Source organism: Sphingorhabdus sp. YGSMI21, assembly GCF_002776575.1.
GTDB lineage: Bacteria > Pseudomonadota > Alphaproteobacteria > Sphingomonadales > Sphingomonadaceae > Parasphingorhabdus.
Map to the genome: position 1 here is coordinate 3,023,575 of NZ_CP022548.1, position 25,525 is coordinate 3,049,099.

General features: G+C 57.4%; 25 protein-coding genes and 1 tRNA gene. 8 read left to right on the forward strand and 18 right to left on the reverse strand.

What is annotated here, in order from left to right; all coding sequences use genetic code 11:
* Positions 1-4 precede the first annotated feature (4 nt).
* The 7 genes from CHN51_RS14505 to CHN51_RS14535 all read left to right on the forward strand — a co-directional run bounded on the left by CHN51_RS14505 (position 5) and on the right by CHN51_RS14535 (position 9,318).
* Positions 5-493 carry a CopG family ribbon-helix-helix protein gene (locus CHN51_RS14505; protein ID WP_100094660.1) on the forward strand — a complete coding sequence of 163 codons (489 nt, stop codon included), beginning with the start codon at positions 5-7 and terminating at the stop codon, positions 491-493.
* Positions 490-1,314 (forward strand): urea amidolyase associated protein UAAP1, encoded by an 825-nt coding sequence (locus CHN51_RS14510; protein ID WP_100094661.1) that lies wholly within the window; start codon positions 490-492, stop codon positions 1,312-1,314. Before CHN51_RS14505 ends, CHN51_RS14510 begins: the two co-directional genes overlap by 4 nt.
* 20 nt (positions 1,315-1,334) lie before the next feature.
* A complete protein-coding gene (locus tag CHN51_RS14515) occupies positions 1,335-1,970 on the forward strand; it encodes an urea amidolyase associated protein UAAP2 (protein ID WP_100094662.1) in 636 nt (211 codons plus the stop codon).
* Positions 1,967-5,563: an urea carboxylase gene (gene uca, locus CHN51_RS14520; protein WP_100094663.1), complete on the forward strand. Its 3,597-nt coding sequence runs from the start codon at positions 1,967-1,969 to the stop codon at positions 5,561-5,563. Before CHN51_RS14515 ends, uca begins: the two co-directional genes overlap by 4 nt.
* Positions 5,563-7,329, forward strand: coding sequence for an allophanate hydrolase (gene atzF / locus CHN51_RS14525; protein WP_100094664.1), 1,767 nt, complete (start codon positions 5,563-5,565; stop codon positions 7,327-7,329). The genes uca and atzF overlap by 1 nt, the downstream gene beginning before the upstream one ends.
* A 208-nt stretch (positions 7,330-7,537) precedes the next feature.
* The gene (locus CHN51_RS14530) at positions 7,538-8,530 is read left to right on the forward strand and encodes a sterol desaturase family protein (RefSeq protein ID WP_100094665.1); all 993 of its coding nucleotides are present in this window, start codon (positions 7,538-7,540) and stop codon (positions 8,528-8,530) included.
* A 116-nt stretch (positions 8,531-8,646) separates the two neighbouring features.
* Positions 8,647-9,318, forward strand: a complete 672-nt coding sequence (locus CHN51_RS14535) for a hypothetical protein (protein ID WP_100094666.1) — start codon at positions 8,647-8,649, stop codon at positions 9,316-9,318.
* Positions 9,319-9,457: 139 nt separating this feature from the next.
* Here the strand turns inward: CHN51_RS14535 and CHN51_RS14540 are convergent.
* From CHN51_RS14540 to CHN51_RS14570, 7 genes are all read right to left on the reverse strand, one after another.
* Positions 9,458-9,533, reverse strand: a tRNA-Thr gene (locus tag CHN51_RS14540).
* Between the two features lie 30 nt (positions 9,534-9,563).
* On the reverse strand, positions 9,564-10,436 hold the full coding sequence (locus CHN51_RS14545; RefSeq protein ID WP_100094667.1) for a hypothetical protein: 873 nt from the start codon (positions 10,434-10,436) through the stop codon (positions 9,564-9,566).
* A gap of 85 nt (positions 10,437-10,521) precedes the next feature.
* Positions 10,522-11,754 (reverse strand): mechanosensitive ion channel, encoded by a 1,233-nt coding sequence (locus tag CHN51_RS14550; RefSeq protein WP_240616746.1) that lies wholly within the window; start codon positions 11,752-11,754, stop codon positions 10,522-10,524.
* A gap of 116 nt (positions 11,755-11,870) precedes the next feature.
* The gene (locus CHN51_RS14555; RefSeq protein ID WP_100094668.1) at positions 11,871-12,869 is read right to left on the reverse strand and encodes an NADPH:quinone oxidoreductase family protein; all 999 of its coding nucleotides are present in this window, start codon (positions 12,867-12,869) and stop codon (positions 11,871-11,873) included.
* A complete protein-coding gene (locus tag CHN51_RS14560) occupies positions 12,866-14,251 on the reverse strand; it encodes a serine hydrolase (RefSeq protein WP_240616747.1) in 1,386 nt (461 codons plus the stop codon). The genes CHN51_RS14555 and CHN51_RS14560 overlap by 4 nt, the downstream gene beginning before the upstream one ends.
* Positions 14,232-15,551, reverse strand: a complete 1,320-nt coding sequence (locus CHN51_RS14565) for a replication-associated recombination protein A (protein WP_100094669.1) — start codon at positions 15,549-15,551, stop codon at positions 14,232-14,234. Before CHN51_RS14565 ends, CHN51_RS14560 begins: the two co-directional genes overlap by 20 nt.
* A gap of 2 nt (positions 15,552-15,553) precedes the next feature.
* Complete coding sequence (locus CHN51_RS14570) at positions 15,554-16,735, reverse strand: glycosyltransferase family 1 protein (protein WP_100094670.1); 1,182 nt, start codon at positions 16,733-16,735, stop codon at positions 15,554-15,556.
* 64 nt (positions 16,736-16,799) lie between these two features.
* Here CHN51_RS14570 and CHN51_RS14575 point away from each other — a divergent pair, with 64 nt between their 5' ends.
* On the forward strand, positions 16,800-17,462 hold the full coding sequence (locus tag CHN51_RS14575; protein ID WP_100094671.1) for an MOSC domain-containing protein: 663 nt from the start codon (positions 16,800-16,802) through the stop codon (positions 17,460-17,462).
* On the opposite strand, the gene CHN51_RS14580 is transcribed toward CHN51_RS14575, so the two are convergent.
* The 11 genes from CHN51_RS14580 to CHN51_RS14625 all read right to left on the reverse strand — a co-directional run bounded on the left by CHN51_RS14580 (position 17,459) and on the right by CHN51_RS14625 (position 25,504).
* Entirely contained in the window at positions 17,459-18,394 is a 936-nt protein-coding gene (locus CHN51_RS14580) for a hemolysin family protein (protein ID WP_100094672.1), read from the reverse strand. The genes CHN51_RS14575 and CHN51_RS14580 overlap by 4 nt on opposite strands.
* A gap of 21 nt (positions 18,395-18,415) precedes the next feature.
* Entirely contained in the window at positions 18,416-18,922 is a 507-nt protein-coding gene (ybeY, locus tag CHN51_RS14585; protein ID WP_100095666.1) for an rRNA maturation RNase YbeY, read from the reverse strand.
* Positions 18,909-19,940: a PhoH family protein gene (locus tag CHN51_RS14590; RefSeq protein WP_100094673.1), complete on the reverse strand. Its 1,032-nt coding sequence runs from the start codon at positions 19,938-19,940 to the stop codon at positions 18,909-18,911. The genes ybeY and CHN51_RS14590 overlap by 14 nt, the downstream gene beginning before the upstream one ends.
* Entirely contained in the window at positions 19,940-21,277 is a 1,338-nt protein-coding gene (miaB, locus tag CHN51_RS20025; RefSeq protein WP_206169905.1) for a tRNA (N6-isopentenyl adenosine(37)-C2)-methylthiotransferase MiaB, read from the reverse strand. The genes CHN51_RS14590 and miaB overlap by 1 nt, the downstream gene beginning before the upstream one ends.
* A gap of 9 nt (positions 21,278-21,286) precedes the next feature.
* On the reverse strand, positions 21,287-22,033 hold the full coding sequence (locus CHN51_RS20030) for a lysophospholipid acyltransferase family protein (RefSeq protein ID WP_240616748.1): 747 nt from the start codon (positions 22,031-22,033) through the stop codon (positions 21,287-21,289).
* 79 nt (positions 22,034-22,112) lie between these two features.
* Positions 22,113-22,535, reverse strand: a complete 423-nt coding sequence (locus CHN51_RS14600) for a Fur family transcriptional regulator (RefSeq protein ID WP_100094674.1) — start codon at positions 22,533-22,535, stop codon at positions 22,113-22,115.
* Between the two features lie 113 nt (positions 22,536-22,648).
* Entirely contained in the window at positions 22,649-23,065 is a 417-nt protein-coding gene (locus tag CHN51_RS14605; RefSeq protein WP_100094675.1) for a MucR family transcriptional regulator, read from the reverse strand.
* Positions 23,066-23,172: 107 nt separating this feature from the next.
* On the reverse strand, positions 23,173-23,676 hold the full coding sequence (gene rimI / locus CHN51_RS14610) for a ribosomal protein S18-alanine N-acetyltransferase (protein ID WP_100094676.1): 504 nt from the start codon (positions 23,674-23,676) through the stop codon (positions 23,173-23,175).
* A 3-nt stretch (positions 23,677-23,679) separates the two neighbouring features.
* Entirely contained in the window at positions 23,680-24,306 is a 627-nt protein-coding gene (gene tsaB / locus CHN51_RS14615) for a tRNA (adenosine(37)-N6)-threonylcarbamoyltransferase complex dimerization subunit type 1 TsaB (RefSeq protein WP_100094677.1), read from the reverse strand.
* A 7-nt stretch (positions 24,307-24,313) separates the two neighbouring features.
* Entirely contained in the window at positions 24,314-24,907 is a 594-nt protein-coding gene (locus CHN51_RS14620; protein WP_100094678.1) for a malonic semialdehyde reductase, read from the reverse strand.
* Positions 24,908-24,931: 24 nt separating this feature from the next.
* A complete protein-coding gene (locus CHN51_RS14625; protein WP_100094679.1) occupies positions 24,932-25,504 on the reverse strand; it encodes a NifU family protein in 573 nt (190 codons plus the stop codon).
* Positions 25,505-25,525 lie beyond the last annotated feature (21 nt).

A 25,525-nucleotide genomic window follows, 5' to 3' on the forward strand; every position in this document is an offset into this window, starting at 1 on the left:
GAGCATGATATCGGAACCTACAAAACTCGCCCGGCTGAGCATGAGCTTGCCTGCAGAATTATTGCTTCATCTAGACAATATGGTTGAAGAACGCGGTCTGCCGTCACGGTCTCAATTGATGGCAGAGCTGATTCGCCATGCGTTGGCAGAGCACGAGGCACTGACACGGCCGGAAGAAACGCTCGCCGGAACAATCACGCTGGTTTATCGCGGCGACCACGCAGGCGTGCGTCAGCAACTCGCTACAACCCAGCTACATTATCTGAAAGAAGTCATCTCCTCGCAGCATGTCTTCCTGGAGGACGACCAGTCACTGGAAGTGTTGCTGGTACAGGGGCCGGCGGTGCGACTGGAGAAGCTTTGCGATGCCTTGCGGCGCATTCGTGGAGTGCACCAGTTGCGGCTTGTCACCACCACCGCATTGCTGCCTCAACTTCATGAACAGGACGAACTGGCCAACAAGAACAAGAAGGGCAGGAGCGCCGCAGCATGACCAAGCCACTGGCGGATCCTATGGCTGCACGCGACCATGCGCGGGCGATGGCCGGCACGACGGTTGATGCCATGCCGGTCCTGCCTCCGGTCGCCGACGATCTGCCCGCCGAAGTGGCCGCCGGGGATTTGCTCTGGGAGGAAACGATCGCTGCCGGCGGTTATGCCACCCGCAAACTGGCCCGCGGATCCCGCTTGCGTCTCATCGACCTCGAGGGCGACGCATGCGCTTCGGTCCTCCTCTTCAACGCAGAAATGCCGACCGAGCGGCTCAATGTCGCGGATACGGTGAAGGTGCAGTGGAACGCCTATCTTGGCGCCGGCAAATTGCTGCTCTCGGACATGGGCCGCGTGATGATGAGCATATTGGAGGACGAGGCGGGCACCCACGACGCTTTTTGCGGCGCGTCCAACGCCGCGACCAATGAAGCCAAATATGGAGAAGGTCGCAACAGCAGCGCTTCTCCCAACGGCCGGGACCGTCTCTTGCTGGGATCTGCCAAGCATGGATTGCAAAGAAGGGATGTACATCCGTGCATCAATTTTTTCAAAGGAACGAAGATCGAGGCAGACGGGACCATCACGCCGCTGGTCGGTCCCTTCGAGGCCGGCCGCGAGCTGCTGCTGCGCGCCGAAATGGATGTGATTGTTGTGATCGCCAATTGTCCCCACATTCTCGATCCGCGGGAGAAGTGGACCGTCGCTCCGCTGCGTGTTTCAGCGTGGCGCGGGCCGGTGACGTCCGCCGACGATCCCATACGCAACGCGACGCCGGAAGGCGCGCGCGCCTTTCTGAATGTCGAAGATTATTTCCGTCGCTAGGAAGGAAAACAGGCCCAATCATGACAGCCCCCCAAGGATTAGAAGGTCTTTCCGGTACAATCATTCATGACGAGATCGTGCCCGCACGTGCGCCTTGGCTTTATCACATAGCCGCGGGCCAAACTCTTCGCATTGTCGATCTGGAAGGGAATCAGGCGGTGGATTTTCTGCTCTATTCGACGGCCGACGATGCTGAGCGCTATAGCGCGCAGGACACCGTCGCCGCGCAGGCCAATCTGTTCCTCCGTACCGGCACCGTTCTGCGGTCGAACGAGGGACGGGCGATGATGACGATCCTCACTACGTCAGTCGATTATCATGACACGATTGGCGGTGCTTGCTCCTGCGAGTCCAACACGTTGCGCTATGGCCACCATACCAAGAGCCAGCATGCCTGCGTCGAGAATTTTCTCGAGGCCAACCTTACCGAAGGCCGGGGCAAGCGAGATATCGTGCCCAATATCAACTTTTTCATGAACGTGCCGGTGGAGGAAGACGGAGCGCTGGGAATCGTCGACGGCATCTCGGCACCGGGGCTGATGGTCGACCTGCGCGCCGAAATGGACGTCACCGTAGTGGTGTCAAACTGTCCGCAAATCAACAATCCGTGCAACGGGTTCAATCCCACCCCGGTACGGATGATCGTGGCCGCATGAGCGTTGCTACGGTCCTGATTGCAAATCGCGGTGCAATAGCCACTAGAATTATCCGGACGGTACGCCGCATGGGACTGCGGTCGGTCGCGGTCTATTCCGAAGCCGATGCCGACTCCCTGCACGTATCGCAGGCGGACGTTGCCGTCTGCATCGGCCCTGCCGCTGCGACCGAAAGCTATCTCGATATTGCCGCTATCCTCAAGGCCGCACGGGAGACCGGTGCAGGCTTCATCCACCCGGGCTATGGCTTCCTTGCGGAAAATGCCGAATTCGCAGAGGCATGCGCCGCGACGGACATTGTTTTTATAGGCCCTACGCCGGAAAATATGCGAACATTCGGCCTGAAACACAGCGCTCGTGCGCTGGCGACCGAACATGGCCTGCCGCTCGCGCCCGGCACCGGCCTTCTTGAAGATGAAGACGAAGCCGCAAGCGCGGCAAATGAAATCGGCTATCCGGTGATCCTGAAAGCCACGGCTGGCGGCGGTGGCATTGGCATGCATATCTGCGAGGACGAGGCGGCTGTGCGCAAGAACTGGGACAGCGTCGCTCGTCTCGGGGCGGGGAATTTTGGCGACGCCGGTGTATTCCTGGAACGCTATATCGCCCGCGCACGCCATATCGAGGTGCAAATATTCGGCGATGGAACCGGCCGGGTCATGCCGCTGGGTGAACGGGACTGCTCGCTGCAACGACGGAACCAAAAGGTCGTCGAAGAATCGCCAGCGCCGGATCTCGGCGAAAATGTCAGGCGTGAACTCATCGGCGCTGCGGTCCGTCTCGGCGCAGCTGCCCGATATCTTTCCGCCGGCACCGTCGAATTTCTGTTCGATGCCGAGCGCGAAGAATTTTTCTTTCTGGAAATGAACACCCGGCTTCAGGTCGAACATGGCGTCACCGAAGAAGTCATGGGTATTGACCTTGTCGAATGGATGATCCGAGGGGCTGCGGGCGACTTCACCTTCCTGGATCGCGAGCCGCCGGTATCAAAGGGCCATTCGGTGCAGGTCCGCCTTTACGCCGAGGACCCCGCGTTGGATTATCGCCCGACCACCGGGACAATTACTGCTATCGATTTCCCCGAGTCCATGCGTGCCGAGACATGGTGTACAGCGGGCAGCACGATCAGCGCCTGGTATGACCCGATGATCGCCAAGCTTATCGTTCACGCCGATACGCGAGAGGCGGCAATTGCGGCCATGCAAACCGCGCTCGACGAAAGCTGTGTGGACGGACTGGAGTCCAACTTGCGCTGGTTGCGCGCCGTTGTGCGGGACGAGCGGTTTGTGGCAGGTCAGGTCGCGACGCGGTTGCTTGATACTATTGTCTATAATCCACACAGTATCCGTGTGGTGTCCGGCGGCACGGCAACGACGGTGCAGGACTGGCCCGGTCGCGTCGGCCTCTGGTCCGTCGGCGTACCGCCCTCTGGCCCGATGGACGATCATTCCTTTCGGGTCGGCAACCTGCGGCTAGGCAATCCGGAAGGGACAGCCGGGCTCGAGATCACCTTTACCGGTCCGACGCTGTATTTCACGGCGCCTGCACGTATCTGTATCACCGGAGCAGATTTCAGTCCCCGACTGGACGGAGAACCGGTTGAACGGGGAGTTCCGCTCGATATCGCGGCGGGGCAGACACTCGCGCTCGGCCGTGTCAGCGGAGGCGGCATGCGCGGTTATATACTTATCGCGGGGGGGCTCGATATTCCTGCCTATCTCGGCAGCCGCAGCACATTCGAACTCGGCCAGTTCGGAGGCCATGCCGCCCGTAAACTGGTGGCAGGGGACACGTTGCATCTGGCGGAAGCGGACGTCAGCACCCCCGCCCCGGTTACCGAACTATCGGATTTCGGAAATCTCTGGACGCTGCGGGTATTATATGGCCCCCACGGTGCTCCTGACTTTTTCACTGAGGACGATATTCGGGCGACACTCGATGCCGATTGGCGTGTGCACTATAATAGCAACCGCACCGGCGTTCGACTGGTTGGACCCAAGCCACACTGGGCGAGGGCCGATGGCGGGGAGGCGGGCTTGCACCCGTCCAACATCCACGACAATCCCTATGCTATCGGTGCCGTCGACTTTACCGGCGACATGCCGATCATTCTGGGTCCTGATGGACCGTCGCTGGGCGGATTTGTCTGTCCGTTCGTGGTGATTGCTGCGGACCAGTGGAAAATCGGGCAGCTTGCTCCGGGCGACCGCCTGCGGTTCGTGCCGGTCACTCTGGACGATGCCAAAGCCGCCGACCGCGCTCCGCTGGAACTCACGGCACAGCCGACGCGGACCGGCCCGAAGCGCGAGATATCCAACCTTTCTCCTGTTCTCGCCGATACACCAGCCCAGGGGTTGCGCCCTCGCACAGTGTACCGCCAGCAGGGCGACCGTAATATATTGGTCGAATATGGACCGATCGTTCTGGACATCGAACTGCGTATCCGTGTTCATGCCCTGATGACGCTTCTCGAGGAGAAGGCGTTGCCCGGCGTGATCGATATTGTGCCGGGCATCCGTTCCCTGCAACTTCACTTCGATGACAGGATTCTCGACCAGCAGGGTGCGCTTGCGGCGCTCATGGAAGCCGACAATCAACTTGGCGATCTCGAGGACTTCACGGTGCCTTCCCGCATCGTGCATCTGCCGCTCAGTTGGCGGGACCCGGCCACGCTGGAAACAATCGAAAAATACATGGCTGCAGTCCGGGATGACGCGCCATGGTGCCCGGATAATATCGAATTTATTAAGCGCATCAATGGCCAACCCGATGCGAATGCAGTCGAGGACATCATTTTCGATGCAAGCTATCTGGTGATGGGACTGGGCGACGTCTATCTCGGCGCGCCTGTGGCGACACCGGTCGATCCCCGGCACCGGCTGGTGACCACCAAATATAATCCGGCTCGTACATGGACGCCACCGAATGTTGTCGGAATTGGCGGTGCCTATATGTGCATCTACGGCATGGAAGGTCCGGGCGGTTACCAGTTGTTCGGACGCACCATTCAGGTTTGGAATACATATCGCCAGACCGATGCCTTTGTTGACGGCAAGCCGTGGTTGCTTCGCTTCTTTGACCAGATCCGGTTTTTCAGCGTAACCCCCGAGGAACTGGTTGAATGGCGAAGGGATTTTCCCAACGGGCGCCGTTCGATCCGGGTCGAGGAATCGGAATTCCGTCTCGCCGACCATCGCGCATTTCTGGCTGAAAATGCAGAATCCATCAAAGCTTTCGAAGGGAATCGGCAGTACGCCTTCGAAGCAGAACGTGCCCAATGGCAGCAGAATGGCGAATTTGACCGCGTTACCCAATTGACAGACGACCCGGCGCTTGGCGCGCCCGCTGCCCCTGCGATCGAACTGCCGGAGGGCACGGACCTGATCGAGGCGCCCTTTGGCGGAAGCGTATGGAAACTCCTGGTTGCAGAAGGCGACAAGGTAAAGGCAGGGGACGTTATTGCCGTGATAGAAGCCATGAAAATGGAAAGCCCGCTCGAAAGTCCGGATAACGGCACGATTGCCGCGCTCTATATCAGCGAGCGACAGTCGCTGGAACCCGGCGCGCCGATGCTGGCGTTGAGGAGGCATTGATGACCAGGTTAGACCGGCAAAGCCCTGCGGCGATCGCAACAGCCATAAGGGGCGGAAAGACAAGTGCGCTGAAAGTGGCACAGGAAACCCTCGCCCGCCTTGATGCCTATGACAAGGTTCAACCGCAAATATGGATTAGCCGCGCTGCACCTACCGAATTGCTTGCTGCGGCACGCGCGGTCGATGCCCGAATCGCGGCGGGAGAACAATTGCCGCTCGCCGGAGTTCCCTTCGCCGTTAAAGATAACATCGACGTTGCCGGCTTTGAAACCACCGCAGGTTGTCCGGCCTTTGCCTATTCCCCCGCCGCTTCTGCAACCGTCGCCGAACAGCTGCTTGCAGCAGGTGCCATCTGCGTTGGCAAAACAAATCTCGATCAGTTTGCGACGGGTCTCGTCGGTACGCGCAGCCCTTATGGCATTCCCCGGAATGCCTATAATCTGGCCTATGTCAGCGGCGGATCAAGCTCGGGTTCGGCTGTTGCGGTCGCAGCGGGGCTTGTCGGCTTCGCACTCGGAACCGATACCGCCGGGTCGGGGAGGGTGCCTGCAGCATTCAACCATCTTGTGGGTTTCAAACCGACGAAGGGGCGCTGGAGCACACAGGGTCTCGTACCCGCTTGCCGCACCATCGACTGTATCACCGTGTTTACCGACAATTTGTCGGATGCGCGCCTGGTGGACGATGTCCTCGCGGGCTTTGATCCGGCGGATCCCTATTCGAAGCCGCTAGCCAATGTCTCGCTTCAACCTACGCGGATCGGCGTGCCGCGCCGGGACCAGCGCGCCTGGTTCGGGGACAGCCAGTCGGAATATCTTTACGATCAGGCAATCGCCCGTCTGGCAGCCGACGCCGAAATCATCGAGCTCGACATATCACCGCTCAATGAAGCGGCGAGCCTCCTCTATAATGGCCCGTGGGTTGCCGAACGAACAGCCGCCATCGAGAATCTACTGGCCAACAAGCCCGATGCGATTGATGAAACAGTGCGCCAGATTACAGAGGCCGGTTTGCGAAAGACTGCTGTCGAAGTGTTCAACGGCATCTACCGTCTCGCCGATCTCAAACGCCAGGCAGACGCGCTTTGGAACGAGGTAGACATGCTCGCCTTTCCCACTACCGGCACGACCTATCGTGTCGCGGAACTGCTGGCAGCGCCGATCGCTTTGAACAGCAATTTGGGCTTCTATACAAATTTCGTGAACCTGCTCGACATGGCTGCAGTGGCGGTGCCCGCGGGAACCCGTTCGAACGGCACTGGCTTCGGAATCACTTTGATCGGCGCAGCCGACAGCGACCATGCGCTACTTGATGCAGCGGAAACCTATCGCGGGACAGTAGAATTGCCTGCTCCGCCCGAACTTGACCTGGAGGGAAAAATGGAAAGCGTGAAACTTGCGGTCGTCGGGGCCCATTTAAAGGACATGCCGCTGCACTGGCAGTTGACCTCGCGCGATGCCGAGTTCGTCGGCTCCTTCGAAACCGCCCCGACCTATCGGCTTTACGCAATCGCCGATAGCGTTCCGCCAAAGCCGGCGCTGGTCCATAGCGGGGATGGTGCATCCATCAAGGTCGAGGTTTACCAACTCGACGTCTCGGCCTTCGGCAGTTTCGTAGCCGAAGTACCCGCTCCGTTGGCAATCGGAAATGTCACCTTGGCCGATGGCACCACCGTTAAGGGTTTTGTCGCTGAATCGCGCGCAACCGACGGCGCCGAGGATATTACCGATCTTGGCGGCTGGCGGGCCTATATCGAGGCGAAATAGCATCAGCGTGACCGTTAACTGCGAAAAATTGCGGCCTTCAGAATGAGGTAAATATTACGCTTGACCTAATTGATAATATCAATACCATGGCCTTCATACCAAAAAACAAGAATCGTTCACAGGAGAGACACTGCAATACCGGGCCGGTTTAGCGCTCGGGCAGTCGCTAATCTTGGGCCAAGGCCCTCAGGCAACAGAGGTAGGCAGCATGAACGGAGTTCGGGTAGGAAATAGAATAATTGGAGCTGATGCACCGGTCACTGTCGGATGGGAAAATATCGGCAGGGTAGAAGGCGGACCTGCCAAGCAGTTCATCTTCACATATTTCCAGCCCACGATACTCTTCGCCGTCCTCGCCTTCTGGTATTATGCACCCAGTTCCATTGCCGTAGCATCGACGGCTATCTGGATGGGGATATGTTTCAAACTGTTCCTGCTGGCCCTCGAATGGGTTAACCCGCGTTATGATAGCTGGCGCCTGACCTGGAAGGAATTTGCCACCGACCTCTTCTATGTCGGACTCGGCTACACTTTGCTCAGGATGGTGGACAATTACATCGGTGACGGTGTCATTATCGAAGCCATCCAGAACTCCTTCGACTGGGAAAAACTGTCTTGGTTCACTGATTTGCCGTTGCTGGTGCAGGCCCTGCTTATCTCGCTGATTTTCGAGTTCGGCCAATATTGGATGCATCGCGGCATGCATAATTGGTACCCACTCTGGCTGACCCATGCGCCTCATCATTACATCACCCAACTGAACATCAACAAGGGTGCGGTTGGCAATCCGATTGAACTGTTCCTGATCGGACTGGGGATCGGCGGTTTCTTCGATTTCATCCCTCGGGCTTTTCTGCTCGCTGGTGCGATCGGTCTGACGGTGGGCGTTTACCAGCATATCAACGTCCGCTTCAACTCGCCGCGTTGGTGGCGGTTCCTGTTCAACACCACCGAGCATCACAGCGTGCATCACTCGCAGGATTATGAGGCAACACGCAGCAATTATGGTGCCAGCTGGATCATCTTCGACCGCCTCTTCGGCACATGTGTCGACGGTGAAGCAGAGTTGCTCGGCATGGAAGGCGGCAGGCGCATGCCGATCAACGAAACCATGGTCTTCCCGTTCACCGAGGGATATAAATCCCTGAAATCCCGGATCCGCGATCGCCGCCAGCAACCCACTGCCATCCCGGCCGAGTAGTTGATCATTTTTTCCCTGCCCGGAACGTTCTTATCGCGGCAAGGGCTATATTTACCACTGAGCGTCGCGGAGCCAACGGCTTCCCTGTGCCCCGGAAATTGCTGGAGGAATTGTAAGTGAAATTGCCTTTCATCGACCGAATCTGGCGGGTGAAGGGCTCGCTACCCCTCGAAACGCCCATGACCCCGGCAACTGCTTTCGACAAGCTTGATCCGCTATTCCAGACCAATGGTACGAGCTACGAGATTGCAGGCGATACACTTACCTTCGCAAAGAAAAATCCCGCTGCCCAGGACAAGTTGGCGACCTTTACCCGCGGCACGCTGAAGGTCGGCGAGCTGGATGGGCGTTCGGTACTGAGTTATAATGTAACCAGCCCGGCATTGCTGGCCTGTTTTTTGGCACCATTACTGTTTCTGGCCTTGGGTCAGGGAAATGTAGCCATTGGCGAATATGAAAAATCAAAAGCCGAAGCCGCTGAGAAATCGGGAAAAAACGACAAGGAGAAAAAGCCGGACGAAGAGGACAAGGATATAGAATTGCACTGGATTGACGTCGCCTTGGGTGCACCTGCACCGGAAAAGCCCGACGAAAAAGACAAGGAAGAAGACAAGTATAAGAAATATTCCCCCAAGCCGGCCTATATTCTGGCGGCAATTTTCGCGACGCTTTATCTGGTCGGACGAATTCTCGAACCGTGGCTGCTCAGGTCTATCTTCCGCAGGAATCTGTCAGACAGGGCGACGACAGGCGATATTGATCCGGGCGAGCGTCTTAGTCAAGAATGACCAACGAGCAATGCCCGTGCCGATAGCGGTCTTGTTAAGATCGGAGAAGGGACTGGAAAGCCGCCACAAAATGCCTCGTGGCCGCGCTCGGCATTGTTATCATACTGAAATTGCACTGTTTAGGCAGTCAATGCTGGAATGGTGCCGAATATCCGACTCGAACGGATGACCTACCGCTTACAAGGCGGTTGCTCTACCAGCTGAGCTAATTCGGCATATACTGGATTTGCTGGGCGCTATTAGCGTCAAACCACGCCAAAGGTCCAGCCCTCTTTTTGTGCGATTTCACTGGTCATCGCGGGCGGGCTCCAGAGCGCGGGATTGGCCGCTTCCCGTTTCATCCATGCGGCGGTGATCAGCGCGTCGGTGCTGTGGTCGTCATAGCGGGCCAGTCTCGCCGGGATGGGCGTATCCAGCTTCGCCAGCGCCTGTTTGAGGCCGGCGCGATCGCGGACTTTGCTGCGGCCTTTGGGCTGACCAGCGGCGAGAGCAGCAACCGTTGTATATATCTCTACAATCACAGGACCGCTGTCGGGAACCGGATCAAATGGCCAGACGGGAATCGCGCCATTCAGTTGATGCAGCAACCGCATGCCGGTGAGGCTGGATTTTCCGACCTGAGCCGCGCCGACCAGATTGAAGCAGCTGGCGCTGTTCGCCTGTCCGGTGGCCCGCTGGTAGCGCTCGACTTCGCGCAGGCGCCCGGTACCGCCGGTAAAAAGATCGCCGACAATGCCTTTCCCATGGCGAAAATGGCGGCTTGCCTGCCGATGGTCCAGAAAACTGGTGACATTCAGATGGGGATCATCACGGCACAAACCATCGATTTGCCGCCACAAGGCCTTCGCATCATCGGGGCTCTCGTTCCATTCCGGGAAATAGGCGTCGTGATCGAGGAAGGGCAGCGCCATCGACAGGTCGAAACCGATCAACATATCTTTCCGATCCTCTGCGAGACGCAGGAGCCATGCGAGGACATCTTCCCGCGACCAGCGCGGATCGGGTGATATCAGGGCAGGGGGGCCTTCGGGGCCAATGACGGCAACCGCGATACCGTGTGGGCGCTCGGTTCTGGCGCCTGACCAGTCGATACAGGCAAAATGGGAAAAGCTACGCACCGGCGATCCTTAGCGGATCAAACCGGCAAAAGAAAAGGGCGAGTCCATCGGACCCGCCCCATTTCTATCTCTTGTTGGCCAGCGCCTATTTCTTGGCGACTGGTTTGCGTGCCGCAGGCTTGCGCGCTGCTGGCGCCTTGGGTTTTGGCGGATTGTTGCGCAGATCCTCCAGAACCTTGCCCGCAACATCGCGACCACCCCAGCCGAAGGCGAGAGCCGCCGCTGCTGCGCCGCCGATTACCAATGCCGTAAATGCGGTTTGCACGATTTCTTCTCCGACGCCCATGAACTGCAAGCCCATGAAGGTGAAGAGGATGATCGTCGCATAGCGGATGATGGTGCCCGCCATGCTGCCTTCGTCCGCACTGGCCATGACCCGCGCCAAAAGGTTTGCGATCAGGAAGCCGGCAAGGATCACCACGCCTCCGAACAATACACGACCACCGAGTTCAAGCACCTGGTCCAGTATCTGGGTGAGCTCAGGAAATCCGAGCAGGCGTGTTGCTGCAATTGCAAAGAAGAGCATGATGCCGATCTGTGCAATGCGGGCCAATATGGACGTCAGCGACGTTTTCTCAGGCAATATGCCGATCGCCGCAACCGATTGGTCAACACCCAGGCCAGGCAGAATGTCCTTGATGATCTGAACTACAAATTTGCTGATCAGATAACCCAGGCCCAAAGTGATCGCTGCCGAGAAAATGGCTGGCAATGCCTGGAAGATGGTCCGCAGCATTTCGCTAGCCGGTCCCGAAATTGACTCGATATCAAGAATATCGAGTGCGAAGATCGCGACAAAAATAACGGTCAGTGCATAGACGATCGAGCCGATTGTAGAAGAAATCTGGCTGTTTCCGGTTGCAGTGTCGATGCCGCCGCGATTGGCCCATTTGTCAAAATCAAATGTCTGTAAGGCGGTTACCACAAGATCGCGCAATATATCGGCGATCTTGAGGCCAACGAAAAAGACCACCACGGCCATCACGATACCCGGCAAGGCTTGCATGACGGTGTTGAGCAAGCCTTCGATCGGCTGCACCACGCCGCCCATGCCAAATACGGTCAGAACAGCGATCAGGCCGAATAGCCAAATCAACAGGCTGGCGATCTTGCCCAGCGATTCTCCAAGAGACGCTCCCGATCCAGTGTCGCGGCGCAAGAATCCGATATTGTCTACCAGTTTGGCAAAGGCCCATTTGGCGGCTTTTGCCAAAAACCAGGTGATAAGTAGAATGACGAGAGCAAGCCCGATCTTCTGTCCTATTTCAATAGCAAGCTCTGTATCCAGAGCATAATTGCCTATCCGCATACCGTCCATATAGCATCCCCTATGTCGTTTATTGTTACGTGTGAAACCTTGTTACCATATTTGGCGGCCAATAGACAGGTATCAATCGTGAGATAGCCGGACGGGCGGGTAAAAACTCGTAAAGATCAAGAGCTTGTATTGATCTCGATGACTATTCGACCAATCGCTTCGCGTTGTTCAAGCACGGTCAGTGCCGCGGCCATGTCGTTCAGCGCATAACGGTGGGAGATATGCGGGCGCATTGCACCAAGCGCTGCCAATTCCCGCAGCGCAGCACTCTGTCGTTCGGCGAGCTCGGGATCGCGGCGGGGGCTTTCTCCGGCGCGGACGCCGATCAGGCTATAGGTCTTTATGAGGGCATGATTGGCCGGGAAGGACGGAATTTGGCCACTGGCAAAGCCAATGATAAGATAGCGCCCGTTCCAGGCGATGGCGCGCGTCGCGATCAGCGCCAGATCGCCACCAACCGGATCATAAACAATGTCGACGCCTTTGCCGTCCGTGAGCGCTTTCACCTTTGCCGCAAGATTGTCATCTGCTGGATCCAGGACATGATCGGCCCCGGCCTGAAGAATGGCTTCGCGCTTTGCTTCACTCGAGCCGGTGCCGATGACCGTCGCACCGATATGCTTGGCCATTTTGACGGCGGCCATGCCGACGCCGCCACTCGCGCCGAGTATAAGAACAGACTCGCCTGATTGCAGATGACCCCGCTCGACCAGAGCATGCCAGGCGGTGGATGCGCCGGTTTGCCAGCAGGCGGCTTCGCTGAAGGAAAGTGCAGCGGGCAGGGGAGAGACAGCGGTTTCTTTAACCACCCATTGCTCGGCCAGCGCGCCACCCTTGCTTCCTGCCATCACGCGGTCACCGGGTCTGAAACTCTCCACATCCGGAGCGACTTCTATTACCTCGCCGGCGGCTTCCATCCCGGGAACAAAGGGGGGATCAGGACGGAACTGATATTTGCCTTGCGTCATCAGCAGATCGGGAAAATTGAGACCCGCTGCATAAACCCGGATCCGGACCTCGCCGCTCTGCAACGGCACCGTCTGCTGCTCCAGTATCTGGACGGAAGAAGGACCGGTCAGGTCGGTGCAAACCGCTGCCAGATGACTGGCGGTCATGGGTTAAGGGCCTCGATTACGTCCCTGGTAAAATCCTCGATCTTGAAGCGACTGTCTGCGCTATCGTAGCCGCGGCGGACTATTACGAGATTCAGCGAAGCGATGATCACCAGATATTGCCCCCGGTTTCCGATCGCCGCGAAGGCATCTTCCGGTATGCCGTCCGATTTGTTCAGCAGCCAGAATGTTGCGCCATAGCCGAAGCCTCTGGGCGGTTGCGGCCCGGAAGCGGAGGTGACATAATTCCGCCAGTTCTCCGGCAGCAGGCGTTCGCCGTTCCACTCGCCATTGTCGAGGTACAGCATTCCCAGTCGTCCGAAATCCCGCGCGGTGGACCATAGCTGGCTGGAGAGGATATAATTGCCCTGCCAGTCCCGCTCGGCATAAGTGCGGGTCATGCCCAGTTTCTGAAAGAAGCTATAGGGATCGAAACCGGGAGCGCCGGGCGTATCCTTTTGCTTGCGGATATGTTCGAGGCGGGTGGCTAGTACCGCCAGCAATGTGTCATTATTGGCATAGCGGAAGCTGGTGCCCGGTCGGTGAAGCAGCGGCCAGCTGGTCGCTTTTTCTGAAACACTGCTGCCGCCCAGATAGATGGAGTCGGTTCGGGCGCCGCTGCCGTCGCTGGTCAAGCCGCTAGCCATACGCATAAGCTGATCGATTGTGATGGCGCTGCGCGGGTCGCCGGACTGCTGCCATTGCGGCAGGCTGGCGGATGCCGTGACATCGACCATGCCCTGCTGCACTGAATGGCCGATCAGCGTGCCCGATATCGATTTGGCGACAGACCATGAACGCTGGGCAGTGTGGAGATCGTGGCCGTCCTTATAGTGCTCGGCAAATATCCGGCCATCTTTGATGACCAGCGCAGCGCTTGTCTTGCCGCCATAGACTTCCGGCTGAAAGGCGCGTCTGGCTGCAGATTGCACCGCCCGCGAACGCTGCGACGGCCTGACCAGCGCATTTCGGTCTCCCATCGGCCATGACCGATCATCGAAATACTTGCGCCTTTCCGTCGACACGGTCCGGTCGGTCGGTTCATATCCGATCGGCATGGCTGTGCAGCCGCTCCGGCTGTTCCAGATTGCAACGCGCGGCGGCATATCGTCAGCAAAGGGAACGCGCACTTCGCGCGTATCGTCATCAATATCTGCGGTCAGCGTTGCTATGATATTTTCAACCCGTTCGTAACTGCCGGTCAGTTCGTCTGCTTCGATATCCGCAAGCAGCTTGCCGCCGTTCCATAGCCCGGAGCAAAGGAATTGCGCCTTGTATCCGGCGGCCAGCGCCCGGTCATAACGCGGTTCTTCGACCTCCTGCGCGAAGGCACTGGTGCAAAACAACGCGCCGACTATTCCGATACTAGCGAGTTTTTTGAGCACGCAGCTTCTCCCAATAATCCAGTCGTTCCCGGATCTTGTGCTCGAAGCCGCGATCCACAGGTTGATAAAAATTCTGCGCCTGCATTTCCTCGGGCCAATAATTGTCCCCCGAAAAACCGTCATCGCTTTCATGATCATAGCTATAGCCTGCACCATATCCGATATCCTGCATCAACTTGGTCGGTGCATTCAATATATTCTGTGGCGGCACTAGCGAGCCGGTATCTTTGGCTGATCTCCAGGCGGCTTTTTGAGCTTTGTAGGCAGCATTGGATTTTGGCGCGGTCGCGCAATAGAGGCAGGCTTGGACAATCGCCAATTCGCCTTCCGGGCTGCCGAGAAATTCATAAGCCTGCTTCGCGGCGAGCGCCTGCACCAGAGCCTGCGGATCGGCCATGCCGATATCCTCGCTGGCGAAACGCACGATCCGGCGGAGCAGAAACAGCGGCTGCTCTCCGGCGACCAGCATTCTCGCGAGATAATATAGCGAGGCTTGCGGGTCCGATCCGCGCATGGCTTTGTGCAACGCCGAGATCAGATTATAATGGCCCTCGCGATCCTTGTCATAGACAGCCATTCGCCGATGCAGGATTTTTGCGAGTTGGGGAGGGTCGAGCGGGTCCTTGATATCGAGCGAAAACAGTGTCTCGGCCTGGTTGAGCAGAAAGCGGCCGTCACCATCGGCGCTGGCAACCAGCGCCTCTCTGGCGTCGTCCGTCAGCGGCAGCCGCTTGTCCTCGATCGTTTCCGCCTTTTGCAGAAGCTGGCCCAGGGCCATTGCGTCGAGGCGGTTGAGGATCAGTACCTGGGCGCGGCTCAGCAGAGCGGCGTTGAGTTCGAATGACGGGTTTTCGGTTGTGGCACCAACAAGGACCACCGTGCCCCGCTCGACATAGGGAAGGAAACTGTCCTGTTGCGATCGGTTGAACCGATGGATCTCGTCAACAAACAGAAGTGTGGCCTTGCCGGACTGGAACCGCATTTCGGCCTCCGCGAAGACCTTCTTCAGCTCGGCAACACCCGAAAAAACCGCCGAAATGGCTTTGAAATGCAGGTCGGTCTGATCAGCGAGCAATCGTGCGAGGCTGGTTTTTCCCGTCCCCGGGGGGCCCCAGAGAATGATTGACGACAGCCTGCCGGCAGAGATCATTCGACCAATCGTGCCTTCGGCACCGACCAGATGGTCCTGCCCGACAATATCGGAAAGCTGGCGCGGCCGCAGCCGGTCGGCGAGGGGTGCGTCCGGCGTGCTTTCGCTTTCGCCCTGTTGTTCCTTGTCGTCGTCGAACAGTCCCTGCATGTCTAGCGGACGGCCGCTTGCTGGATCGGGCCATGGCCGGCCTGCCGTTGGCGGACCAGCCGCATATAGGTCTGTGCGACCGCATTGTTGATCTGGTCCCAGCTATATTCCTCTGCCCGCCGTTCACCGGCTGCGCCATGAGCGTTACGCAGGTCGACATTCTGGCAATAGAGTTGCAGCGCATCGGCAAATTCACGGACCGCGCCGGGGGTGACCAGTTTGCCCGACTCGTTATTCTTGACCAGACTCTGGCTTCCCGTGGCCTTGGCCGCCACCACCGGCAGGCCGCAGGCCATCGCCTCGAGCGTGACATTGCCGAATGTCTCGGTAATCGACGGATTGAACAGCATCTCCATGCTGGCAACCGCACGGCCAAGATCCTTGCCTTGCTGGAAGCCGACAAAAATGGCACCGGGAATTCGTTCTTCGAACCATTGCTGGGCCGGCCCTTCACCGATCACCAGCACCTTGTGCGCAACCTTGCGCCGTTTCAACTCGTCAATGGCGTCGGAAAAGACATCGAGACCCTTTTCCATCACCAGCCGCCCGAGGAAACCGATCACGGGAATATCGTCCTCTATGCCCAGCGACTGTCGCCATTCCAGATCGCGGCGCCCGGAATGGAATATCTCGCGGTCGACGCCGCGCGACCAGATGCCGATATCATAATTCATCCGCTGGTCGCGCAGCACTTGCGCCATCGATTCCGACGGGGCCACCAGCGCGTCGCAACGGCGATAGAGACGGCGCAATATTGCCTCGATCACCGGCTCCAGAAAGGCGAGATTATAATAGCGGGGATAGGTTTCGAACCGGGTGTGCACGGAAGCGAGTACGGGAATATTTTGCCGCCGTGCCCAGGATACCATTTTATGCCCGACGCGATCGGGGCTCGATATCTGCAATATATTCGGATTGAACTGTTCTAAATCCCGGCGCACATCCCCGGAAATCCGGGTCGGAAAGCGATATTCACCACGTCCTGGGAAGGCCACTGACGGGACACTGATAAGGTCACCAGTCGGTTCGAACGCCGGCGTGTCGGTGGTTGGCGAATAGACCCGGACCGCAGCTCCCTGACGCAACAGATAATCAACCAGCCGGTTGAGGGCCTGGTTTGCGCCATCGCGCACGAAATTATAATTGCCGCTGTAAAGGGCGATACGAAGGTCACTGATTTCCATTCGCGCCTTGAAGCATAATAGCTGGGAAATTGCCAATATGAACTTGGCCGGCTAGCAAGTGGATATGATAAGCACCCGACTCGATCAGCTGATGATCGGCACCCCTCAAAAATTTCGCGATGACGGCGCGATGAGCGCCATTGCCAAGCATCCCGTCGAGGATGCGCTGATACTGGGCCTGGAAGGGCTTGCCGGCAACCAGGTTGCCGATCCGCTTCATCATGGCGGTCGCGACAAGGCGGTCCATCTCTATCCGGCGGAACATTATGGCTTCTGGCGAGACAAATATCCGGATCTGCATCTGCTCGAACAGCCCGGTGCCTTTGGCGAGAATTTCAGTTGCACCGGCATGACCGAGGACCGGCTTTGCCTTGGCGATATCTTCCGTCTGGGGGAAGCGCTGATCCAGTGCAGCCATGCCCGGAAACCCTGCTGGAAGCTCAACCATCGCTTCGGCAAGCCGGATGTCTTGAAAACCGTGGTCAAGACCGGCAAGTCGGGCAGCTATTTCAGGGTGCTGGAAACGGGCAAGGTGCAGGCAGGGGACTTGTTTTTCCAGCAGGAGCGTCCGCTGCCAGACTGGCCGCTGGACCGATTGTTCGATCTGATCATCGGTGGACAGCACAAGGGACGCAGCGCTGAACTCAGGATACTGGCGGAAAACCCGCTGCTGGCTGAAAACTGGCGACAGCGGGCACAACAGCTCGCCGAAACACAGACGGACTAGACGAGCATCTGCTTTGGCGGGTGCAGGCGCAATTTCGTCACCCGGCGATCGTCGGCTTCGGTGATTTCCAATATCCAGCCGCTGGGATGCTCGAGCCTTTCGCCAACAGTCGGGATATGGCCCGCCAGAACGAAGCTCAGTCCGCCGATCGTGTCGACATCCTCGTCGATGATTTCGAGCGCCGGATCGACGGCCTCACCGACATCGTCCAGTTCGGCTCTGGCGTCGGCTTCCCAGACACCGTCTTCCAGCCTGACGAGCATCGGGACCGGCTCGTCATCATGTTCGTCCTCGATCTCGCCTGTGATTTCCTCGACGATATCCTCGATCGTAACGAGACCTTCGGTGCCATTATATTCGTCAAAAATGATCGCCAGATGGGTTCGGGTCGCGCGCATTTCGGCGAGCAGGTCGAGAACGCCCATCGATTCGGGGACAAAGCGGGGCTGCCGGAGAAAGGGCGTAATATCATCGGGATAGGGGCCGCCTTTGGCGACAATCGTGAATATGTCCTTGATGTGGATCATCCCGACTATGTTGTCGAGATTGTCGCGATAGACCGGAATCCGGCTGTGGCCGTGCTCGGAGAATATATCGACGAAATCGCTGAACGGAGAGCTTTCCTCGATCGCGATCATGTCGGCGCGCGGTACCGCAATGTCATCGACGCGGTGCTCGCTGAAATGCAGCATGTTGCGCAGCATTTCCAGTTCGAGCGATGATACGTCCGGCTGGTTATTGGGATCGGCCTCGGCATCGCTCTCATGATCGTCGATGACTTCTTCGATCTGCGCGCGCAGGCTGTTATCTTCATTGTTGCCGAATAGCAGAGCCTTCAGGCTCTGCCATATTCGTCCGGGCTCGTCATCTTCCTTGGATGGGCTGCTGCTGCGAGCCGTACCCGTCACACTGTCATTTTCAACGTCGGTCATTCTTGTTCTTGATTACCTGCTTTACGCTTGTTCTGAATAAGGGTTGGCAATTCCCATTGTTGCCAATGCATTGATTTCGCAATTTTCCATCAAAGTCGCATCTGTCTCGGTCTCGTGATCATAACCTAGCAAATGCAACGTCCCGTGCACAATCAAATGTGTAACATGGGTAGGCATTGCAATATTCTTCGCCGCCGCTTCGTCACGGCAGGTTTCATATGCTAGGATTATATCGCCGAGAAGGGCCTCGCCATCGTCGGTATTGGCGAGAGCCCCGAGCAGATCAGGCTGGATTTGCGGAAAGGAGAGTACATTCGTCGGCTTGTCCTTGCCGCGATAGTCATTGTTGAGCAACTGCACCTCGGCATCGTCGGAAAGCTTGACGCTGAGTTCCATCTCGAAATTGCGGGCAAGCAGATCGGCATGGGACGAAGCCGTGATGGCAGCTTTGGCAGCGCGCGTTGCCAGGTCTTCCCAATCCTGCTCGCTGTCCCACAGGGGACTTGCTGTGAGTTCAGTCTGGAGCATCTTTGCCTTCATAGGCCTCGACGATCTTGCCGACCAGCGGGTGGCGGATCACATCGCTGGCACCAAATTCGACCACGCTGACGCTGTCGATATTCTGCAATTTGGACACCGCGTCAGCCAGTCCAGAAGTGGCTTCGCGCGGCAAGTCGACCTGTTTGGGGTCGCCGCAAATTACCATCCGGCTGTTCATGCCAAAACGGGTGAGAAACATTTTCATCTGTGCGGCCGTCGTGTTCTGGGCCTCGTCGAGAATGACAAAGGCATCGGACAGCGTCCGGCCACGCATGAAGGCAATCGGAGCAATCTCGATTTCGCCGCTTTCAATCCGCCGTTCGACCTGCTCAGCGGGTAGCGTGTCGTAAAGCGCGTCGTAAAGAGGACGCAGGAACGGATCGACTTTCTCTTTGAGATCGCCCGGAAGAAAACCGATTTTCTCGCCAGCTTCGACCGCTGGGCGGGACAGGATGAGCCGGTCCACCGAACCGCTGACAAGCTGTGATACCGCTTGCGCTACAGCGAGATAGGTTTTGCCGGTCCCTGCCGGTCCCAAAGCGAAAATCATGTCGTCGCGAGCCAGGGCTTCCATATAATGGGCCTGCCGGACGGAGCGCGGAAAAATCGTCTTCTTGCGCGTACGGATCATGACCTTCGGGGCGTCGGCGACATCCACTTTCTTTGCTGTTACTCCGGTTGAGGACTGCTTTGCGGCTTTTGCCACGCGCGGATCGGCGGCCATGGCGATAATGGCCTCGACCGCTCCGGCATCGATCTCCTGGCCTTGTTCAAGACGGTTATAAATACCGGTCAGAACCGCGCGCGCCTGGGACACGGCTTCTTCCTCGCCCTCGATCTTCAATTTCGTGCCGCGAGCGGCGATATAGACGCCGAGCCGGTTCTCGATGGCCACGATATTCCGGTCATATTCACCGAACAGATCACCCAATATCTGGGGATCGTCAAATTCCAGATCCAGCGTGGTGAGATTGCCGGTGTTGCCGGCCTTCGTTTTCTGGGCCATCAGGCAGCAAGTCTTTCTTTGATTTGGCCGGTCAGGCTGTTGGGGCCGGCACGAGTGATTTCGACGTCGACCAGATCGCCGATTTCAAGATCCGGCGAAATGATATGGACCGATTGCAGCCAAGGAGTCTTCCCAATCAACTGGCCATCCAGCTTGCCCTGGCGCTCAAGCAGGATATCGGTTGTCTTGCCGACGGTCTGCTGGTTGAACGCATATTGCTGTTCGTTGAGCAGGGCCTGCAGTCTCTGCAGCCGCTCGTCCATCACTTCCGGAGCAATCTGCTCGTCCATTCCCGCCGCAGGTGTGCCCGGACGGGGGGAATATTTGAACGAGAAGGCCTGAGAATAATTGGCTTCGCGCACAATCTGCAAGGTCTCTTCGAAGTCCTGATCGGTTTCTCCGGGGAAACCGACGATGAAGTCGCCGGACAGCGCAATATCCGGCCGCACCTTGCGCATCTGTTCGAGAATATCGAGATAGCTTTGCGCGCTGTGCGAACGGTTCATCGCCTTGAGGATCCTGTCGCTCCCCGATTGCACGGGCAGATGCAGGAAGGGCATGAGCGAGCCAACCTCGCCGTGGGCCGCGACCAGGCCATCGGTCATGTCATTCGGATGGCTGGTCATATAGCGAATCCGCTTCAGACCCTCGATCCTGTCCAGCGCGCGGATCAGGCCGTCGAGCCCCTGGTGCCGGCTCTTGTCATCCTCGCCGGTCCATGCATTCACATTCTGGCCGAGCAATGTGATTTCACAGGCGCCGCCATCGACCAGAGCCTTCGCTTCGTTGACCAGATCTGCCCACGGGCGCGAAATTTCAGCGCCGCGTGTATAGGGCACCACGCAGTAAGTACAGAATTTGTCGCAACCTTCCTGAACCGTCAGAAAGGCGGTCGGCCGGGCCTGTTTGCCGCGGGAGGGCAGGATGTCGAATTTCGATATCGCTGGCATGTCCGTGTCGAGCGCCTTCTTGCCCGATTTCGCAACCTCCATCAGTTCCGGCAGCCGGTGATAAGCCTGTGGTCCGACGACAATGTCGACGCTGGGCGCGCGGCGGGAGATTTCCTTGCCCTCCGCCTGCGCGACGCAACCGGCAACCGCGATCATCGGGCTGCTGCCGTCTTTGCGGCGCAGGCGTCCGATATCCGAATAGACCTTGTCGACCGCCTTCTCGCGGATGTGGCAAGTATTAAGTACAACAAGGTCGGCGTCTTCGCCGCTTTCCGCCGCGCTCATCCCCTGGTCGACGAGCAGTTCTGACATCCGCTCGCCATCATAGACGTTCATCTGGCAGCCGAAGGATTTTATATGGAATTTTTTGGGATCAGCCTGGGTCATAGAGCGCGCCTATACAATGGGTTTGCCCCCCAGGGAAGCCGAAAGCGGCTCGACAATCCGTCGTCTCGCCTCTGCTGCGATATCCTTGCGACAGGAATAATGGTCCGGATCGAATGGCTCGAGAAAATGGACTTCGACCAGAAAACTGCTGCGACGGGTCAGCAGCCGCCAGGCATTCGCCTGAGCGCTCTCTTCGCCGGTCCAGCTGACCTCATGGGCATATTGTCCGTAGTTGAGGAAAATCGGCTGCACCAGAATGCCGGGAGGGGGCGGCTCCAGCACTTTCAGCAGAGGCGCTTTGAAAGGGAGCAGGGTGGAGCCGTCGGTCGTGGTGCCCTCGGGGAAGATCGTTATCGCCCAGGTCTCTTCCAAGGCATCGCGCAACTGGTTTATCTGCTGCGCGATACCCATCCGGTCTGATCGAGAGACGAAGACCGTATCGTTGAGCTTGCAGAGCCAGCCGATTACCGGCCATCGGCTGATTTCTTCCTTGGACACAAAAGCCGTGCCGCTATGGCCGCCCAGTATCGCAATATCCACCCACGACAGATGATTGGATATGAAGAAGACGTCCCGTTTGATCGGCGTGCCGACGATGTTAACGCGCGCGCCGCAGGCGAAGGCGGCAATTTTCAGAAAGGTGCGCGGCCAGGGATTGGACAGGCCGAAAAGTCGCCAGACATAGTAAAAGGGGATGCAGACAAGCAAAGCCATGACCAGGATGGCCATGCGCAAGGCAAATCTCAGATAACCCATTGGTGACGCTCCGTTCCACAACCGATAAGCCATTGGCTGGGTGTCACAAGGCCTTGCCTCCGGGTCGGGGTCGGGCACCTCAGGTTTTTCTGGCGAGTGATACGCCATATAGCTCCATACGGTGGTCAACCAGGCGATAGCCGAGCTTTTCGGCAATCTGCTTCTGTAACGCCTCAAGCTCCGGATCGACAAATTCGATGACTTTTCCGGTTTCGACATCAATCAGATGATCGTGATGGGCTTCCGGGACCGCTTCATAACGCGCCCGGCCGTCGCCGAAGTCGTGACGGTCCAGAATGCCGGCTTCTTCAAACAGGCGGACCGTCCGGTAGACGGTCGCTATGGAAATACGGGGATCTACCGCTGAGGCGCGCTCGTGCAGGGTCTCGACGTCGGGATGATCCTCGGCATCGGATATGACACGGGCAATCACCCGACGCTGGTCGGTGATGCGGAGCCCTTTTTCAGCACATAGTGCTTCAAGATCAATTTTTTGCGGCATGGAACCTTTCCGTTACGCTGGGGAAGACTCTATGCGGGGCAGGGCATATTGCAAAGGGAAAATTGCGGCAAGCGTGCCGCAATTTTCCAAATTCAGCGCAATAAGAAACCGGTTTATTTCTTTTGACCCTTTTTCTTGCCGAGGCCGATGGCCTTTGCAAGTTGCCGGCGCTTTTCCGCATAATTGGGAGCAACCATCGGATAATCGTTGGGAAGACCCCATTTCGCACGATAATCTTCGGGCGTCATCCCGTAATGCGTCATCAGGTGGCGTTTCAGCATTTTCAGCTTCTTGCCATCTTCCAGGCAGATGACATAATCCGGCTTTATTGATGATTTGACCGGAACAGCAGGCTCGGGACGTGCCTGCTCTGCTGCCTGCCCCGAAAGGGAGGCGAGCGCTCCGTGAACACTGCTAATGATGAGCGGCAAATCAGATACCGCGACGCTGTTATTGCTGACATGTGCAGCAACAATGTCTGAAGTGAGCGTAATCAACGTCTCATTCAGAGCAATTTCTTCCTCTGTCATATTCTAATACCTTTGTGCGACCATTATTTTTATATTGCATATTTTGCGCACTGGTATTTACACGAAAGGTCGCTGGCTGCAACAGTCAAACTCGCCGATACATTAGTTTAAATGGTTAACATTGCCTTGTAAGTAACCGCGTCGAATTTTTCCTTATTGGGGCCAGTATAATAGGCCTTGCGCAGTCCAATCCTTTCGAAACCGAATTTGGTATAGAGTTTCTGCGCTGTATTATCCGCTCTCATTTCCAGAAAAACAGCAGAAACCCCATGGCTTTGTGCGGATTTCAACATCTGGTCGAGCAACTGGTAGCCGACGCCCCGGCTCTGATAGGCCGGCGAAACCGCGATCATCAGAAGTTCTTCTTCATCCGCAGCCTGTCGACTGATTAGAAAACCGCAGATCATATCTTTGCATTCTGCAATCAATAGTCTCGCATTAGGCATTGAAAGCATTGATCTACACTGATGGTGATTCCATCCTTCGCCGTAAGTCTTTGGAAAGGCATGTTCCATGACGTGCATAACATCACTCAGATCATTCAAATCGCCGGTCCGGATAACGACCGGATCAACACCCTCATCCTCCCATGGGCTTTGGCGAGTTGCCATCGATCAGACCGGTTTTGCTGGCTGGGCGTCAGGTTTGCGCCCGTAATTTGGTTTGGCAGGAAGATTTTTCATGTCTCTGGACACTAAAGAGATTTGGGCGGCATTTGGCAATATCGGAAAATGCTTTTTGCCACCGACCAGTGCGGCCAGTTCCACCGCAGCGGATCCGGCTATCACATCAGCATCAACCCGGCTTGCGGCCTGTTCGGGCGTGAGCGAAGCAAATTCGTCTGACGGTTCGCCTGTTCCGGAAAAATTCTGCAGAAAATATTCACCATGGCCGGCCAGCATCGCGACGCAGACCGGCTGTGGCTGGTCCAATTGATCGAGCGCCTGCGCGGCTACCAGCGCAAGGCAATTATATCCGTGGATTTCCGCGCTCCAAGCCAGGGCGAGCGCCTTGGCAGCGGAGATGCCGATCCGGACACCGGTAAAGCTACCCGGGCCGTAATTGACCAGAATCCGGCTGGCGTGGCCGCGTTCGGGTAGTTTTGCGATCATCGGGATCAGCTTTTCCGCATGGCCGCGGCCGATTTCGGCATATTCTGACGCGATCAGCGCTCCATCCTCGAACAGCGCTACGGAACATGCGATGCTGGCCGTGTCGATCGCGAGAAGGCGCTCGCCCATCAACCGGTCAGATCAGGCTGTTGAATTTGTCGAATGTCGGGCGCGGACTGCGGTCAAATATCGTTGCCGGGTCGCCATAGCCCAAAGTCGAGATGAAATTCGATTTGACATGGGGCTGGTCGCCGAAAAACTCCCTGTCGACGGCATCATTGTCAAAGCCGGACATCGGGCCGGTGTCGAGGCCGAGCGCGCGCGCGGCCAGAATAAAATAGGCGCCCTGGAGCGAGCTGTTGCGCATCGCGTGGACTTTGCGGGCCTCGGCGTCGCCCTCAAACCAGCTTTTGGCATCGGCATGCGGGAACAATTCCGGGAGATGCTCGTGAAAATTCTGGTCCATGCCTATGATCACGGCGACCGGCGCCTTGCGGATCTTGTCCTGATTGCCCTCGGAGGACAGATCGGCCAGGCGATCGCGGGATTGTTGGCTGTGACACCAGATCAGACGGGCCGGCAACATGTTGGCGCTGGTTGGACCCATTTTCATCAAATTCCAGATCGCGTGCAGTTGCTCTACCGAAACCGGCTTGTCGTGGTAACCATTATAGGTGCGGGCTTCGAGAAACAGCTGATCCAGCGCTGCTTGACCGAGGGGAGAATTCATTGCTCTGCCTTCTTCTGATAATATTTAAGCGGCCCGGACTTCGGTGACTTCCGGAACATAATGTTTAAGCAGCGACTCAATACCATGTTTCAGTGTTGCCGTGGATGACGGGCATCCAGCGCATGCGCCCTGCATTTTCAGAAATACCGTGCCCTTGTTGAAGCCGCGATAGATGATATCGCCGCCGTCATTGGCAACCGCCGGTCGAACCCGCGTTTCGATCAGTTCCTTGATCTGCGCGACAATGTCCGCGTCTTCCGGATCATCGTGCACTTCCTCTTCGGGGGGCACGATGATCTCGCCGGCGCTGCCCGGCTTGAACAATGGCAATCCGGCCGAGAAGTGATCGAGCAAGATGCTCAACACCTGCGGCTTCTGATCGCTCCAGTCCGCGCCAGGTCCGCAGGTCACCGAAATGAAATCCGAACCGAAGAATACGCCGGTTACGTCGCCCAGCGTGAATAGCGCTTCGGCCAGCGGAGATACCTCGGCATCTTCCGGCGAGGCGAAGTCGCGGGTTCCCTCGGACATCACAGTTTGCCCCAGCAGGAATTTGAGGGTCGACGGGTTTGGTGTTTTTTCGGTTTCAATCAACATGACTGTTATCTGGCGATTATA